The sequence below is a fragment of the Fibrobacter sp. HC4 genome, assembly GCF_023373925.1.
In the GTDB taxonomy this organism is placed as follows: Bacteria; Fibrobacterota; Fibrobacteria; order Fibrobacterales; family Fibrobacteraceae; genus Fibrobacter.
The window spans coordinates 161,753-175,766 of sequence record NZ_JALCZV010000005.1; the positions used below are offsets into that span (position 1 = coordinate 161,753).

Consider the following 14,014-nt stretch of genomic DNA (forward strand, 5'->3'; position numbering starts at 1 on the left):
TATACCATGCTCAAGATTTATTTAGTACAGATGGAAGCGGTTTTAAACGATAAAACCGCAAACTTCAGGAAAGTCCGTCAACTATTAGACGAATGCAATCCCAGGGACGGCCTTATCATTCTCCCTGAAATGTTCGCCACAGGGTACATTCCCGAAGAGCCTGCCAAATATGCAGAAGACTTCGGCCATGCAGATGCAGGACTCACCGCCAACTTCTTGAGCACACTGGCCGACGAAACTGGATGTGCAGTCCTTGGCGCTGGAATTTCTACAGTTCCCAATAAAGGTCAGAACGCCCCCCTGATGCAAAACCATTCTAGCCTTTATCTGCCCGGTCGCAAAGAGGAAGCCGCCTACTATAACAAGCGAAAGCCCTTCTTCCCCGAAGTGGATTTCATCCCTGGCGATTCCGTTAGCTTATTCAAAATAAACCAGTGGAATGTCGCCGCCGCCATCTGCTACGACCTGCGTTTTCCGGAACTGTTCCGCGACGCCGTAAAAGCCGGGGCAAGACTCATTACCATTCAGGCAGCCTGGCCCGTCATTCGCAAGGAACACTGGATCACCCTACTGAAAGCCCGCGCCATCGAAAATCAGGTTTATGTAGCCGCCGCAAACCAATACGGAAATTCCATGATTATCTCCCCCACCGGCGAGGTTATCGCCCAGGGAGAAATGGGAGAAAAAGTGATCCAGGGGACCATTTTATCGGCTCCGCAAGAGGAATACCGCAAGGCATTTCCCGTCCTGAAAGGAATAGTCTAAATTGGAATGATTTAAATCACAATATCAAAACAACGTCATTTTTGGCAACTCATTGAACATCAACAACTTACGGAATCTTTTGAAAAATTTTTCTTTGAAAATGTGATGTAGATGACAGCCAAATGTCAAAAATTAATTGTATCTTTCTTCATGTAAAACGGATATCAACGTCAAAAGAGAGAGAGGTGCATCATGTCAAACGAAAATAAGTTGCAGTATGTCAAGGCGTTGATTAAAGCAGGAGTTACCCGCGAACTGGTCCTCAAGATTACCTCGATTTCTGGCTACCAGTATTCTCAAATTCGCCGCGAACTCGCCGCCTAAAAAGCCAAGGCAATTTAGCTTCAAAAAATGAAAATAATCCTTGTTATACCCGCGCAGCCTGCCACCCTAAATCAGGAACGGCAGGCTGTGCTTTTATCATGCTTTCGCGACGGATCCCTGCTTTTAGAAGGCAAGGACGGAAAGAAACCAGCCCAGTTCTATATGTCTATCAAGGACAATTTTCCCTGGAGCGAATTTCTGAAGAAGATGATGGTGGCCTGGCAGTTGAGCGACTACTCAGGCGTTCCCAACGAGTTTAAGCCACTGAAGAGAATTCCTCAGTTTGTTTTAGACGAAATATTGAACGAGACTCAGGAAAATCAGCTGAAAGTTCTTGCCGCCCTAAGGCAGCAAGGTTACTTCGGGACGCTCCCGCAACGCAAGGACAAGTAGGGAGTCCCTGAGACCCGAGGCACAGAGACCCTGAGACCCTGAAATAAATTCAGGGTGACGTACAGGGTGACGTTTGGATTCTAAAGGATCAGCATGCCGTCGCCGTAGCTGAACAGCTTCAGGCGATTTTCTACAGCCATCTTGTAGGCGGCCAGAGTGTTTTCGCGGCCATAGAAAGCAGACACCAGCAAGATCAGGGAACTCTTGGGCCAATGGAAATTGGTAAGCAAGCCGTCTACGATCTTGTAGCGATAACCCGGATAGAAGAACGCGTGAGTGACACCGCTCTGGGCACGGACAACGCCGTTGTCGTCGGCGATGGTTTCTACCACGCGGGTACTTGTGGTACCCACGGTAACAACGCGGCCACCGGCGGCTTTTGCCTCGTTAATGATGCGAGCATTTTCTTCTGTAAGTTCGTAGTGTTCACCGTGCATCTTGTGCTGAGTGAAATCCTCTACAGAAATATTCTGGAAGGTACCGGGTCCCACATGCAGTGTAACTTCGGCGACCTTGACGCCCTTGTCCTTTAGAGCCTGCAGCATCTCTTCGCTAAAGTGGAGGCTTGCCGTAGGAGCGGCAACGGCACCGGAATACTTGGCAAAAATAGTCTGGTAAGCCTTCTTGTCTTCTTCGTCATCGGGGCGGTTAATGTAGGGCGGCAGGGGCACGTGTCCCTGGGCATTCATCACCGCTTCCAGTTCAACGGGCGTTACGGCAAAGCGCAGAACACGGGAACCGTCTTCGTTGATAGATTCTACAGTGGTCTTAACGCCAGCGATTATCAATTCGCGGCCCACCTTAAAAGCCTTACCCGGGCGAACCTGAGCCTCGTAACGGGCAGAACCATCTTCGGCAGGAATCATGGCCTGCACCAGCAAGGTTTCTACTTCGCCGTCGTGCATGGTCTTTCCATAAAGGCGGGCAGGAATCACCTTGGTGTTGTTCACCACCAGGCAGTCACCGGCCCTGAAAAGATCTACGATATCGGCAGCCTTCATGATATGACGTTCACCACCGTCCTTAGGGCAATGCAAAATGCGAGTCTTGCCCTTGCCCGCCGTGCGGCTGGCAATCAGTTCGGGAGGAAATTCAAAACTGTAGTCAGAAAGATTATGTTCCATGGTTACGCATCCATTTCGGCCAAAGCCTTCAGCAAACTTTCACGAACCTTATTCTTGAGGGTTTCCGGCTTAAGAATAGAGATTTCCGTAGAAACACCCATGAGCCAAGTAATAAAATCAGGGGTGATGCGGAGTTTTACATCCACAACCATATTGCCATTCTTATCGAGACGGCGGGTTGCTTCCGGGAAGAAGTGGGAACGTTCAAACTGAGTCTGAAGCCACTTGGTCTTGACCAACAGGGAAACATCTTCAGGAGTGATTTTAGAATCGGTATACTTGGCGAAAGCATACTTATAATGGATCTTCGCATCGAAGGGTAGCTTAGGTGCGGGAACATTCGTAATCGTCACGTTGGAAATTTTTTCGAACATGAAATTCTTGAACACCTGAGTTTCTTCATAAGTTTCATCTGCGGCTATCAGATACAGGGTATCCATACGCATAATGACCTTGATAGGATTCACTATCTTCGTCTCTGGTTTTTCAGAAGAGGCGGAGTGAGTGTAATTTATGCGGATCATGGAACCATCGTGAATGGCTTTCAGCACCTTGTTCACCATGGAATCCTGCAATTTATTATCGCAGAAAGGACCGTAATCCAGAATGTAGTCCGGGTCCGTAGAAATGGCATCGGGTTTGAAGTCTTCGGGATCGGTGGTCTGCATGGAATCAATCACCTTTTCCAGCAGTTTGATAGTCTTCAAGTCGGCCGCGTTAGCGACAGAAAGGCTCTTCTTGACCTTTTCAAGTTGACGAACCACTTCCTGGTTGAAGTTCATCTCCTTGTCAGTTTGAATAACATAATAAGTTTCGCCATTTTCCTTAAACTTACGGAGTCCGCAGTTTTCCTTGGCAACGACATCCAGATGACGGAATACCGTACGAGGGCCGCAATTCAACAAAGAGGCAAGCTGTTTTACAGTGACCTTACTTTTTAGGAAGCCCTTGATATTATTGATTTTTTCGTAACCACTTGCCATAGGATTTCTCCAGTTACAGAAGTTTTAAACGGTTTTCAATGGAAGCGGTCTTTGCCTTCTTTACCACAGACAGGAACGCAGCCTGTTTTTGAATAACAGAACGCACATGACCTTCCAGCAGGAATTTTTTGTTCACGCAGGAAACCTTTACCACAGCCCCCTGCATAATGGAATGCAAGGCCAGATCCGTTTCCAGTTCCTTGCACAGCATTTCATTTTCAACTTGATCGGCAGGAATCACGGAAATGGCACAATGAAGCGCCAACACACCAGAAATTTCAGCCACCTTATTTTCCAGATCCCTGGAGTAATATTTTTCGTTGCAATAGGCGGAAACTTCTACATGGCCGAATAGGACCTTTACATCATAATTGAACAGGTGGACATTGGGTGATTCCAGCAAGGCGATAACCGCACGTTCAATTTGAGTATCCGTGATGTAGGAGTCCGTCTGGATTCGGGTAAAGTCAACACAACCACGCACCTTAGGGAGGCCGTTAATGCAAGCCTTCATGGCACGTTTAATGGAAAGGTTGCGAACCATTCCCTTAAGGTAAACCACACCCTGCCCCACTTCAATGGAAACCTTGGAAGCATCCTGCGGGAACACCTGTTTTACCTTGCCCAACACCGCCTGGGTAAGTTTATCGTTAGGCGCATTCTGAGCCTGCAACGGCAAGGTAATGAACAACAGGGTTTTGTCTTTTAACAAAACAGCCAGCTTGTCTTTTTCGCCATCGTTCACCATGCCCACGGCAACGCCGAACTGGTCGCGAATGGTATGGTAGACCAGATCTCCAAGAAGCGTATGGGCACTTTGTGCCGGCAGCAACCGGTAACCATCCGTAGACTCTTCTTTCTGGATTGTCACCTTGGGGCATTCTACCTTTTTTTCGGGACCGCTACCATAATCCAGAACCATGATATCTTTTTCGGGGCCCTGGAAGACACTTTTTACAAGACCAGGCTTAAGACTCTTCTTGAAGTAGAGCCAGTTACCCGGAGCCACACGGTTATGCCCGAAAATCTTGGCGTAGTCGGAATTGATGTGTTCCTTTCGGCAAAAACAAAATTCGTTAGAAAAGGCAACAAAAAGGGCCGTGCAGCGGGTACAGCAGCACAGCACAGGAATATGAGGGTCCAAGCCCCCATAAGTGGTATAGTTTTCCTGGGCAAAAATATCGTGGTCCGTTACCTTCTGGCAACGGCAACAGAATAGCCTCTGACTGTACAACTTATGAGGAAACTGAACACGCATTGATTATTACTAGAAAGTAGGAGGCGGTCAGGTATGAGGTCGGAGCTTCGCTCCTAGAGGTATGAGGTACCTTGAAACCTCAGAGCCCCGAAAGGGGCGACCTCACACCTCAAAGGCGCTTTGCGCCGACCTATTGAATTTACCCCATGAGCGGCAAAGCTACGTCGATACGGCGGAGGGTTTCTTCCTTACCCAGGAGTTCGAAAAGTTCCCACAGGCCAGGACCAGCGGTAACGCCAGAAACTGCCAAGCGGGGAGCGCCCACCAGTTCGCCCACCTTGTGGCCGATGCGTTCTGCGAGAGCGTAGAATTCCTTTTCGATGACCGGGGTCTTGAAATCTTCGATGGAAGCCAGCATGTCGCGGACCTGCTGGCAAAGTTCCTTGGAGCCGACCCCAAAGTGCTTCTTGGCGCCCTTTTCGTCGTAGGATTCCGGAGCCTTGAAGAAGTAGGTGGACATGTCAGCCAGATCCTGCACGAAGTGTGCGCGGGGCTTCAGGTTCTTCACAATTTCCAGGAGACGTGCTTCAGGTTCGGCGCTCAGGTCGAAGCCCTTGGCAGCCAGACCTTCCTTCATAATGCCGAGGAGCATGGCGTCGTCGCACATATGAATGTGCTGGCCGTTCATCCACTGCAGCTTCTTTTCATCGAAGCTTGCGGGCTTGGGGTTGATGCGTTCCAGGGTGAAGCAGTCGATCATTTCCTTGATGGTCATGACTTCGCGGTCGTCACCCGGATTCCAGCCCAGGAGAGCCAGGTAGTTCACGAGAGTTTCGGGCAGGTAGCCCAGGTCGCGGAAGTCACCCACGGAGGCAGCACCCTTACGCTTGGAAAGCTTACCGCCGTTCTTGTCGAGAATCACCGGCAGGTGGCACCATACAGGAGGTTCCCAGCCGAAAGCCTTGTACAAAAGTTCGTGCTTGGGAGTAGAAGAAATCCATTCGTCACCGCGGAGAACGTGGGAAGTACCCATCAGGTGGTCATCGCAAACACTTGCGAAATGATAAGTGGGGTAACCGTCGCGCTTGATGAGAACCAGGTCGTCCAGCAGTTCATTCTGGTAAGAGATGTGGCCGCGGATCATGTCGTCGAATTCGGTAACGCCAGTTTCGGGAACCTTGAAGCGGATCACAGCCTTTTCGCCGGCAGCAATGCGGGCCTCGGCTTCTTCACGAGGAATGTTACGGCAGTGGCGGTCATAACCGGTCACGGAGACGCCGGCCTTTTCCTGTTCGGCACGGACTTCCTGGAGGCGTTCTTCGGTGCAGAAGCAGTAGTAGGCGTCGCCGGAGTCAAGGAGCTTCTTGATCTGTTCGTTATAGATGTGCAGACGTTCGCTCTGGAAGTAAGGACCGCAATCCTTTTCGCAACCCGGACCTTCGTCCCACTGGAGGCCAAGCCACTTCAGGTCGCGCATCAAGTCGTGCAGTGCAGTTTCGTTATAACGCTTACGGTCGGTATCTTCGATACGGAGGTAGAACACGCCGCCCATGGCCTTTGCAAAGAAGTAGTTGTAGATAGCAGTACGGGCACCGCCAACGTGGAGGTAACCGGTGGGGCTGGGGGCAAAACGTACACGGACGGGACGCTTGTTATTGCAGCAATCGCACATATTGTATTCCTTTTTTAGGGCAGCCGCGCAAGAGATCTTGTCACAGCTCCATAGTTTAAAATTTTCTATGTCAAAATTTAGCAATTTCAAAAAAACAAGATTTCCTCGCAGTCTCCCACGAGGCTAACAAAGCACCTACATAAAATGTAAAACCAATCCACGAGCAGACAATTTTAGCGAATATTTTTCCCAATTCCATCACGTTTCCCATTGAGCATCAACAAATTGACTCATATGTTTCTACATTTCACCTGCAATTTATTCATAGCGAATTTGTCTTTTGGCAAATCCGCGTAGCCAAAGGATCGATATGGAAGCTTTAACCGCTTTTCTTGATACCATCGATGGCTATGTCTGGGGTGTACCCCTCATTGTCGTCATCTTGTTTGTAGGCCTTCTTCTTACAGTCCGCTTGGGCTGCCTGCAGGTGGTAAACCTCCCCAACACTCTGCGTTACATGCTCCACAACGAAAAGGGCGGCCAGGGCGAAGTCTCTAGCTTCGGCGCACTTTGCACCGCTCTTGCTGCCACCATCGGTACAGGTAACATCGTGGGTGTGGCAACCGCTATCGGTACCGGCGGCCCGGGCGCTCTCTTCTGGATGGAAATGGCAGCCTTCTTCGGTATGGCAACCAAGTATGCAGAAGGTGTTCTCGCCGTGAAATACCGCAAGATGGACAAGGACGGCAAGGTTCTGGGCGGTCCTTTCTACTACATCGAAACAGGCATCAAGGAACGTTTCGGCTGGAACATGAAGTGGCTGGCAGTGCTCTTCGCCATCTTCGGTGTCTGTGCAGGCGTCATGGGCATCGGCACCATCACCCAGGTGAACGGCATTACCAGCGCCATGGCTCGCCTCACTCCCAACGCTGCTGAATTCGTGAATATTGGCGGCAACTCCGTCAGCATCACCACCGCCATCGCAGGCGTGCTGGTTACCGCATTCTCCGCCTTCGTGATTATCGGCGGTCTGAAGCGCATTGCCAAGGTTTCTACCTATATCGTTCCTGTCATGGCAATCCTCTACATTCTCGCTTGCATGCTCTTGCTCATGATGAACTTCGCTGCTATTCCCGAAGCGGTCCAGACCATCGTCCGCGCAGCCTTCAACCCCAGCGCTGTGACCGGCGGTGTGGTGGGCACCATCTTCATCGCCATGCAGAAAGGTATCGCCCGCGGTATCTTCAGTAACGAAGCTGGTCTCGGTTCCGCACCTATCGCAGCGGCCGCCGCAAAGACCAACGAACCTGTACGTCAGGGTCTGGTCTGCATGACCGGTACTTTCTTCGACACAATCATCATTTGTACCATGACCGGCCTTGCCATTGTGGTTTCTGGCGCTTGGGATCCGAAGCTTGGCCTGGAAGGCGTGAACATCACCATGGAAGCATTCTCCCGCGGTCTCGCATTCTTCCCCGGTGGCGCAACCATCGCTCCTTACTTCCTGGCAATCGCTCTGGTGTTCTTCGCATTCACCACCATTCTGGGTTGGGCCTACTATTCTGAAAAGTGCCTGCAGTACCTGATCGGCGGCAAGAAGAAAAAGGCAATCCTCGCCTACCGCTGGATTTACGTTGCAGCCATCTTTATCGGCCCCTACCTCACCGTAAGCGCCGTTTGGACTTGCGCTGACATTTTCAACGGCCTCATGGCATTCCCCAACTTGATTGCCTTGATTCTGCTGAGCGGCATCGTAGCTCTCGAAACCAGGGACTTCCTGGATCGCTTGCACGACGGCAAGGTGGGCGAATAAAAATCAATGATTCAATAGCGCAGAAACCAAGCGCTAGAATTAAAAAGAACAGATGGCGACGAACCATCTGTTTTTTTTTTACTGTCAGTTAATCCTCGTAGTGTCCCTTACAGGAAATCACGTCGATGACGTCTCCATTAACTCGGTACACCAAGCGATTCACATCATCGATTCGACGACTCCAGAAACCGGATAGTTTACCTTTCAAAGGCTCCGGTTTGCCGATTCCATCTTCGGCACTTCGTTCAACATCCTTAAGGAGTTGATTGATTCGTTTCAGGGTTTTCTTGTCTTGGGACTGCCAGTAGAGATAATCCTCCCAGGCTTTATCAAACCAGTTCTTCTTCATCATCCCCCCCAACTTCAATCAGTTCATGAACAACCCCCTTCCCAGCCTTAATGGCCGCAGCGCCTTCTTCCAAGAACTTCATATTGCTTTCGCTATAGAAGGGATCCGGAAGGGAAATTTCGAAAGGGATGCGATTCTCCCTGAGAACCGCCTTGACGAACAAGTTGAGGGCAGAGGACGTAGACAGCCCCACCTTTTCGCAGAACTTGTCGAAACGTTCCTTGTCCTTGGTTTCGATTCTTGCGGAAATTGTAGAAAGGGCCATAATTAAACCTCCATTTTCCGACAATGTAATACATTCGCTTGCATTTTGCAAGCCACCACAACATTTTACCGATATTTCAGCCATCCTTTTCCTTTTTCACGTTATGTTTCGCAAATCAAGCCTTGTTATGGCCTGAAGCAAGAAAGTGTTCCTGCTATTTTCTATACACGTTTTTAAAGGGAAAAATGTTTCACATTCTTGCGTAAAATGATTGTAAAAAAACTAATTTGAAGCGCACAATTACCAATCTCCTTTCATAGGCGGTCACATGGACAAGAAATTTGCAGTGGTTCTCCCGGCCGGTGGCCTGGGCAAGCGCATGGGCGGAAACATTCCCAAGCAGCTGATGCTTTTGGGCGGCAAGCCTGTTTACCGTTATTGCCTTGAGACTTTCTTGCAGATGGACGAAATTGCCGAAGTCGTCATGGCAGTTCCCGTTGATTGGAAGAGCCATTTCGAAGATGAACTTTTCGGGCCGGCCGCAGACACGAGCAACTCCAGCCTCACTCCAGAAATGAGCGCCAAGTTGAAAATTGTTGTAGGCGGTGCAGAACGTTGGCAGTCCGTGGAAAACGGTGTCAATGCCCTGACCAGTTCTGCGGAATACGTTCTCGTTCACGACGTAGCCCGTCCCTTTATTAGCAAGGAGATCATTCTTGACGTTTGCAACACCTTGGTAACCAAGGGGGCATGCCTTGTGGCAAAACCCGCTGTAGATACCATCAAGATCGCAGCAGACGGCCGCGTTGAAAAGACCATCGACCGCAATACCGTCTGGATGGCACAGACCCCCCAGGCAGCCCGCATCGACGTTCTTAAGTCGCTGTACAAGCGTATCGCTGCAGAGCCGTTGAACTTTATTCCTACAGACGAAGCCAGCATCCTGGAATTCTTTGGAGAGCCGGTCTATATCGTTAAGGGTGCCGCAGCCAACGACAAGCTGACCACCCCCGAAGACTTCGAAATCTTCGCTGCAAAGCTGAAGTAACAAACAGGATTCTCATATCATTTTATTACATTGGTAATTCAGTATATTGGAGTTTTGGGAAACTCAACCTTGTTGGTGAATTAGGATATGAACATTTTAAGAGTCGCGGCATTTATCGGTGCATTGGCAGCATTTTCCATAGCCAGCCAAACCGTATCCATTTTCGTGAAAGACCCTGCCGAATTAGAAAGCCTTCAGCAGAACTTGGAAAACATCAAGACCGATTTAGGCGAAAGCAATCCTCAAATTGACGAGCTGTTGACCCGAGCATCCAAGATTGCAGAAATGAACAACCGCTGTTCCATGATTTCCATCAACGACGTGCTGGACGAGGAATGCGGACATTTCTATTCCGTGGACCTGCCCGAATTCGAAGCCCAGTACATGGAACTGACTGGTGAATTAAGCTTGAACGCCGTTAAGGTTGGAAACACCCTGGCAGAGCGCACCGAACAGATTCAGGTCTGCGCAAACGCCCTGGGCGGAATTCTCGTTTCCAAGGAAAAGATGTTACGCATGGATGGCGAGATCGCATTGGAACCTTTGAATCTAGAAGGGGCCTTTGACGCGACCTATGATTTCAACCTATACTTTGATGCAGAGCGCATGAAGGTGCAGCAAAACCTGCTGGAACGCTGGGTGGAAAAGTGCAGCGAAGTCGTAGTCCGTCAAGCACACGATGAATTCGCACCCCTATTCGTCGATCGAATCAAAGTAATAAATGACTCTCTAGAAAAGAACAAAGCCAACATGAAGATCGTGCTGGAACCTGAATACCTGGATTTTTATCTGGATATGAACAGACCGGTTGCGGGTTCCTACTTTCTAAACGGAGCGCAGATCTTTAATGTTGAATCCCTACCCTCCGGCAGAAACTTCTCGCACATCATCGTCAGTGCAGTAGACAAGAAAGTGAACCTGCCCCTGGGAACCGACGGCAAAATGCAGAACTTTAGAGGCCGTGTGGAATTCACTGCCGCCTACCAGGAAAAGGACCTGGTGGGCCGCTGGATTTGGGGAAGCCAGAAGGACATTCGACGCGCCAAGGCGAAGGGAGATATTTCCTCTGAAGTTGTTATGGGTGATTCCTCAAAACCTGCACCAGTCGTCAAGAAGTTGGCTTCCATTGACACAACTGCACTCATCACTTCTGTAGCAGATTCCGCAGTCCAGGAAACACCAAAGGATGTTGCCGCCAACGATGCTGCCAAGGACGCTTCCGCACAGGACAAGGGAAGCAAGAAGTCCTGGATTCCGCCCGCTATCGCAGGGGCTGTCATGATTGGCGGTGGTGTAATGGCCGCAGTCTTCAACAGCAAGGCCAAGAAGGAAAGCGAAAAGAAAACGCTTACCCGTAAAGAATACGACGACCGTTGTGATAAGATTGAAAACGCACAGACGTTGCGCGCCGTAGGTTTGGGAATTGCCGCCGCAGGCCTTGTTGGCGTAGGCGTCACACTGTTTTTCTAAGGAGAGGATGATATGAAAATGAACAATCTGAACAATCCCTCCCGTGTCATCCTGAGTAACCTCGCCCGCGTCATTCTGAGCAAAGCGAAGAATCCAGTCCTTGCCGCCTCCCTCGTCGCACTTGTAGCCTGCACCGACTACCTGGAAGACTTCCAGGACAAGTATGACAACGGCAACGCATTCGCTGAAATATCCAGCGACGGCGGCAATGGTGACGACGACGGCAGCAGCGACAGCAAACTCAGTTCTTCCAACGGTGGCGAAAGCGAACTCAGTTCTTCCAGCAAGGACAACGGCGATGCAGAATCTTCCGACAGCAAGAATAGTTCCAGCAGCGTCGCAGACCAAGAGAACCTTTGCAAGGGCGGAACCGTTATTTATGATTACAAAGTGCAAGGAAAACTAGGGTTTGATTTGCAGTTTTTTAGGTCAAGTTATTCCTCAACTTTGCCAGAAAACGAACGTGGAATTGTTTTTTCAAGCTTAGAAGAAAAAGATTACGCAGGCTTCCGATGGAACGGAAGTTACGACGTTTCATCATGGGAAGGCATTTGCATAGAATATACAACGGACAAAGACGTTTCTCTTTATCTTGGCGACAGCAAAAAAACAGAAAAGGTCAATCTATCTGCAAACGACAATTTCAAAGAAATCAAATGGGACGACCCTGCATATAAAGAAAATATTTCATTCAATGATTTTAGAAAGTTCTTTTTTGACTTCTCCGATGAAATAAACATGGTCATTTCCAGGATTACGACCATCGCAAAGGTTGACCCAGGCAGTTCTTCTTCTGTTGCAGAATCTAGCAGCGCTTTCGAGCCCTGTAAGGGCACCGTAATTTATGATTACAAGAACCCGGGAAAACTTGGGCTCAATTTACAGTTCTTACCAAATGCAACTACCACGAAGTTACCGGAAAATGGACAAGGCATTGAACTTTCAAGCAATACTGAGCAAAATTATGCAATCTTCGCTTTGAGCGGAAACGATCTTCACGACGTTTCTTCATGGGAAGGTCTTTGTTTAGAATACTCGTCTAACGAAGATATACCACTTTACCTTGCCGATTTGCTAGATAACATAGAGCAAATCAATCTACCTGCAAACGATCACTTCAAGGAAATCAGTTGGGCAGACACAACATCCAGAAAGATTTCCATCAATGGTAGAGGTAGAGTATCCTTCAATAAGTTCGATTCTTTTTCATTCGGGATAAACACTACCAAAAAAGTAACCATCTCAAGAATTACAACCATCGCAAAGGTTGACCCAGGCAGTTCTTCTTCTGTTGCAGAATCTAGCAGCAGCATCGCATTCGATAATGGGCCCTGTACTGGAGATATTGTGTTTGACGAAAATAATAGCAATAACAATTTTAGTGAAAGTTTTATACCAAACAATAGTAGCGTAGTCTCCAGTAACGAATTCACCATCCCCGAAGGAGAAATAAGTTCTTACCTGTATACACTTTCCTCAACCTATACATCCGATTCCACATTTGACATTACAAGCTGGGAAGGACTCTGCGTAGATTACGAAGCTTCAGAAGACATTTATTTGAGTATAAATACAGCAAGTTACGGCAATTTACGAAATGGAGTTGCTTCAAAAGCAACTCTTCCCAAAACAAATGGAGAAACCAAAAGGAAAACATGGATGTGGAATGACTTTAGCCCCAACGGCCCCGCCATCGCATCCAATACAGCAATATTGCAAGTATCCCCGTCTACCAATAGCAATAAAAGTGCGGTCCACATCCGCCGAATTACAACAGCAAAGAAGACAACATCCAACCCTCAAAAAGCCTCGTTAACAGAAGCTCAATTTGCAAGAGTCGATTTGTTAAATTGGCAGTTGCATGACCGGACTTGGCCAGATTTTTCAGGTAGTACGGCTTATGACGTCTGCGAAATAAAGGACATTAAAAATGCAAATGATCCTACCCTTTACTCTTACGAGGGCGCTAAAACGTATTGCAATAAACTTTCTGATGCAAATGGAACGTGGAGACTGCCAACAAAAACAGAATGGGAAAATTTACTATCCACTTTCGACCATTGGGGAAACGACGCAACAAACACATACCACTTCCTGTTTGGGGATGAGCCTATCAACAACTACGGATACTGTGTCTCCAACAATTCAATAAAATACAAATTAGGTTTCTGGACAGCCGAAGGAGGATTTGCTGAATTCCGCCCCCAGCAAATTCCAACCAATGGTGATATGTATCTTTCGAATGATTCTAATCAAAGCGGTTACGCCAACGTCCGTTGCGTACAAGACGCTAAATAAATAAAAATCCGCTAGATCCTTCGACTCCGCTTGCGCTTCGCTCAGGATGACACGAGGACTTTAATCCTCGAATCGCTTTTCCTTGTTAGCCTTCATGCCGAAGAGTTTCAAGAAGATTCCTCTGCCAATCAGCACTACGACAGCATAAACAATCCCGCAAGGAACACCACAAGGCCGCCAGCCACCCCAATCAGTTCCTTCCAGGATGTGTTTTTTGAAACTGCAACTTCGCCGGTTTCTCCATTATTCATGGCGGTGATTTTTGCAGCAATATTTTCACGAAGTTTCTTCTGCTGATCGGCGAAATTTTCCGTTAGACAAAAAACATAGAACTGCGCACAAAGCAGCAACAACGCAACAAACAATGCGGCTATGGGTGATTCCATCGTTTGATAATATGTAAAAGATTAAGGTTTCACTATAATTTTTATT

General features: G+C 48.5%; 14 protein-coding genes. 7 read left to right on the forward strand and 7 right to left on the reverse strand.

Features of this window, described 5'->3' with window-relative positions; genetic code table 11:
• Positions 1–6 precede the first annotated feature (6 nt).
• The 3 genes from MMG03_RS04950 (at position 7) to MMG03_RS04955 (ending at position 1,482) form a co-directional block, all read left to right on the forward strand.
• Complete coding sequence (locus MMG03_RS04950) at positions 7–765, forward strand: nitrilase-related carbon-nitrogen hydrolase (protein WP_249505772.1); 759 nt, start codon at positions 7–9, stop codon at positions 763–765.
• A gap of 192 nt (positions 766–957) precedes the next feature.
• The gene (locus tag MMG03_RS15825; RefSeq protein WP_254917571.1) at positions 958–1,089 is read left to right on the forward strand and encodes a hypothetical protein; all 132 of its coding nucleotides are present in this window, start codon (positions 958–960) and stop codon (positions 1,087–1,089) included.
• A 27-nt stretch (positions 1,090–1,116) separates the two neighbouring features.
• The gene (locus MMG03_RS04955) at positions 1,117–1,482 is read left to right on the forward strand and encodes a hypothetical protein (protein ID WP_073157275.1); all 366 of its coding nucleotides are present in this window, start codon (positions 1,117–1,119) and stop codon (positions 1,480–1,482) included.
• A gap of 80 nt (positions 1,483–1,562) precedes the next feature.
• Here MMG03_RS04955 and queA read toward each other — a convergent pair whose 3' ends face one another.
• The 4 genes from queA to gltX form a co-directional block, all read right to left on the reverse strand.
• Positions 1,563–2,606, reverse strand: a complete 1,044-nt coding sequence (queA, locus tag MMG03_RS04960) for a tRNA preQ1(34) S-adenosylmethionine ribosyltransferase-isomerase QueA (protein WP_073283904.1) — start codon at positions 2,604–2,606, stop codon at positions 1,563–1,565.
• 2 nt (positions 2,607–2,608) lie between these two features.
• Positions 2,609–3,589, reverse strand: a complete 981-nt coding sequence (locus tag MMG03_RS04965; protein ID WP_073157281.1) for a WYL domain-containing protein — start codon at positions 3,587–3,589, stop codon at positions 2,609–2,611.
• 13 nt (positions 3,590–3,602) lie between these two features.
• Positions 3,603–4,847 (reverse strand): BON domain-containing protein, encoded by a 1,245-nt coding sequence (locus MMG03_RS04970; protein ID WP_249505773.1) that lies wholly within the window; start codon positions 4,845–4,847, stop codon positions 3,603–3,605.
• A 139-nt stretch (positions 4,848–4,986) separates the two neighbouring features.
• Entirely contained in the window at positions 4,987–6,459 is a 1,473-nt protein-coding gene (gene gltX / locus MMG03_RS04975; RefSeq protein ID WP_249505774.1) for a glutamate--tRNA ligase, read from the reverse strand.
• Positions 6,460–6,769: 310 nt separating this feature from the next.
• Here gltX and MMG03_RS04980 point away from each other — a divergent pair, with 310 nt between their 5' ends.
• On the forward strand, positions 6,770–8,212 hold the full coding sequence (locus MMG03_RS04980; RefSeq protein ID WP_249505775.1) for a sodium:alanine symporter family protein: 1,443 nt from the start codon (positions 6,770–6,772) through the stop codon (positions 8,210–8,212).
• 88 nt (positions 8,213–8,300) lie between these two features.
• Here MMG03_RS04980 and MMG03_RS04985 read toward each other — a convergent pair whose 3' ends face one another.
• Positions 8,301–8,561 (reverse strand): Txe/YoeB family addiction module toxin, encoded by a 261-nt coding sequence (locus MMG03_RS04985; protein WP_073157425.1) that lies wholly within the window; start codon positions 8,559–8,561, stop codon positions 8,301–8,303.
• A complete protein-coding gene (locus MMG03_RS04990) occupies positions 8,542–8,826 on the reverse strand; it encodes a type II toxin-antitoxin system RelB/DinJ family antitoxin (protein ID WP_073157293.1) in 285 nt (94 codons plus the stop codon). Before MMG03_RS04990 ends, MMG03_RS04985 begins: the two co-directional genes overlap by 20 nt.
• 268 nt (positions 8,827–9,094) lie before the next feature.
• Here MMG03_RS04990 and ispD point away from each other — a divergent pair, with 268 nt between their 5' ends.
• From ispD to MMG03_RS05005, 3 genes are all read left to right on the forward strand, one after another.
• Entirely contained in the window at positions 9,095–9,814 is a 720-nt protein-coding gene (ispD, locus tag MMG03_RS04995) for a 2-C-methyl-D-erythritol 4-phosphate cytidylyltransferase (RefSeq protein WP_249505777.1), read from the forward strand.
• Positions 9,815–9,901: 87 nt separating this feature from the next.
• Positions 9,902–11,284: a hypothetical protein gene (locus tag MMG03_RS05000; RefSeq protein ID WP_112132701.1), complete on the forward strand. Its 1,383-nt coding sequence runs from the start codon at positions 9,902–9,904 to the stop codon at positions 11,282–11,284.
• A 12-nt stretch (positions 11,285–11,296) separates the two neighbouring features.
• The gene (locus MMG03_RS05005) at positions 11,297–13,582 is read left to right on the forward strand and encodes an SUMF1/EgtB/PvdO family nonheme iron enzyme (protein WP_073235507.1); all 2,286 of its coding nucleotides are present in this window, start codon (positions 11,297–11,299) and stop codon (positions 13,580–13,582) included.
• A gap of 134 nt (positions 13,583–13,716) precedes the next feature.
• On the opposite strand, the gene MMG03_RS05010 is transcribed toward MMG03_RS05005, so the two are convergent.
• Entirely contained in the window at positions 13,717–13,968 is a 252-nt protein-coding gene (locus MMG03_RS05010) for a hypothetical protein (protein ID WP_073235504.1), read from the reverse strand.
• Between the last annotated feature and the right edge of the window lie 46 nt (positions 13,969–14,014).

What these genes read in the sequence shown, in the direction of transcription:
- MMG03_RS04955 (WP_073157275.1), top strand. Translation starts at nt 1,117, where the DNA reads ATGAAAATAATCCTTGTTATACCCGCGCAGCCTGCCACCCTAAATCAG.
- MMG03_RS15825 (WP_254917571.1), top strand. Translation starts at nt 958, where the DNA reads ATGTCAAACGAAAATAAGTTGCAGTATGTCAAGGCGTTGATTAAAGCA.
- MMG03_RS05000 (WP_112132701.1), top strand. Translation starts at nt 9,902, where the DNA reads ATGAACATTTTAAGAGTCGCGGCATTTATCGGTGCATTGGCAGCATTT.
- MMG03_RS04990 (WP_073157293.1), bottom strand. Translation starts at nt 8,826, where the DNA reads ATGGCCCTTTCTACAATTTCCGCAAGAATCGAAACCAAGGACAAGGAA.
- queA (WP_073283904.1), bottom strand. Translation starts at nt 2,606, where the DNA reads ATGGAACATAATCTTTCTGACTACAGTTTTGAATTTCCTCCCGAACTG.
- MMG03_RS04970 (WP_249505773.1), bottom strand. Translation starts at nt 4,847, where the DNA reads ATGCGTGTTCAGTTTCCTCATAAGTTGTACAGTCAGAGGCTATTCTGT.
- MMG03_RS04980 (WP_249505775.1), top strand. Translation starts at nt 6,770, where the DNA reads ATGGAAGCTTTAACCGCTTTTCTTGATACCATCGATGGCTATGTCTGG.
- MMG03_RS04965 (WP_073157281.1), bottom strand. Translation starts at nt 3,589, where the DNA reads ATGGCAAGTGGTTACGAAAAAATCAATAATATCAAGGGCTTCCTAAAA.
- MMG03_RS04950 (WP_249505772.1), top strand. Translation starts at nt 7, where the DNA reads ATGCTCAAGATTTATTTAGTACAGATGGAAGCGGTTTTAAACGATAAA.
- gltX (WP_249505774.1), bottom strand. Translation starts at nt 6,459, where the DNA reads ATGTGCGATTGCTGCAATAACAAGCGTCCCGTCCGTGTACGTTTTGCC.
- MMG03_RS05005 (WP_073235507.1), top strand. Translation starts at nt 11,297, where the DNA reads ATGAAAATGAACAATCTGAACAATCCCTCCCGTGTCATCCTGAGTAAC.
- ispD (WP_249505777.1), top strand. Translation starts at nt 9,095, where the DNA reads ATGGACAAGAAATTTGCAGTGGTTCTCCCGGCCGGTGGCCTGGGCAAG.
- MMG03_RS04985 (WP_073157425.1), bottom strand. Translation starts at nt 8,561, where the DNA reads ATGAAGAAGAACTGGTTTGATAAAGCCTGGGAGGATTATCTCTACTGG.
- MMG03_RS05010 (WP_073235504.1), bottom strand. Translation starts at nt 13,968, where the DNA reads ATGGAATCACCCATAGCCGCATTGTTTGTTGCGTTGTTGCTGCTTTGT.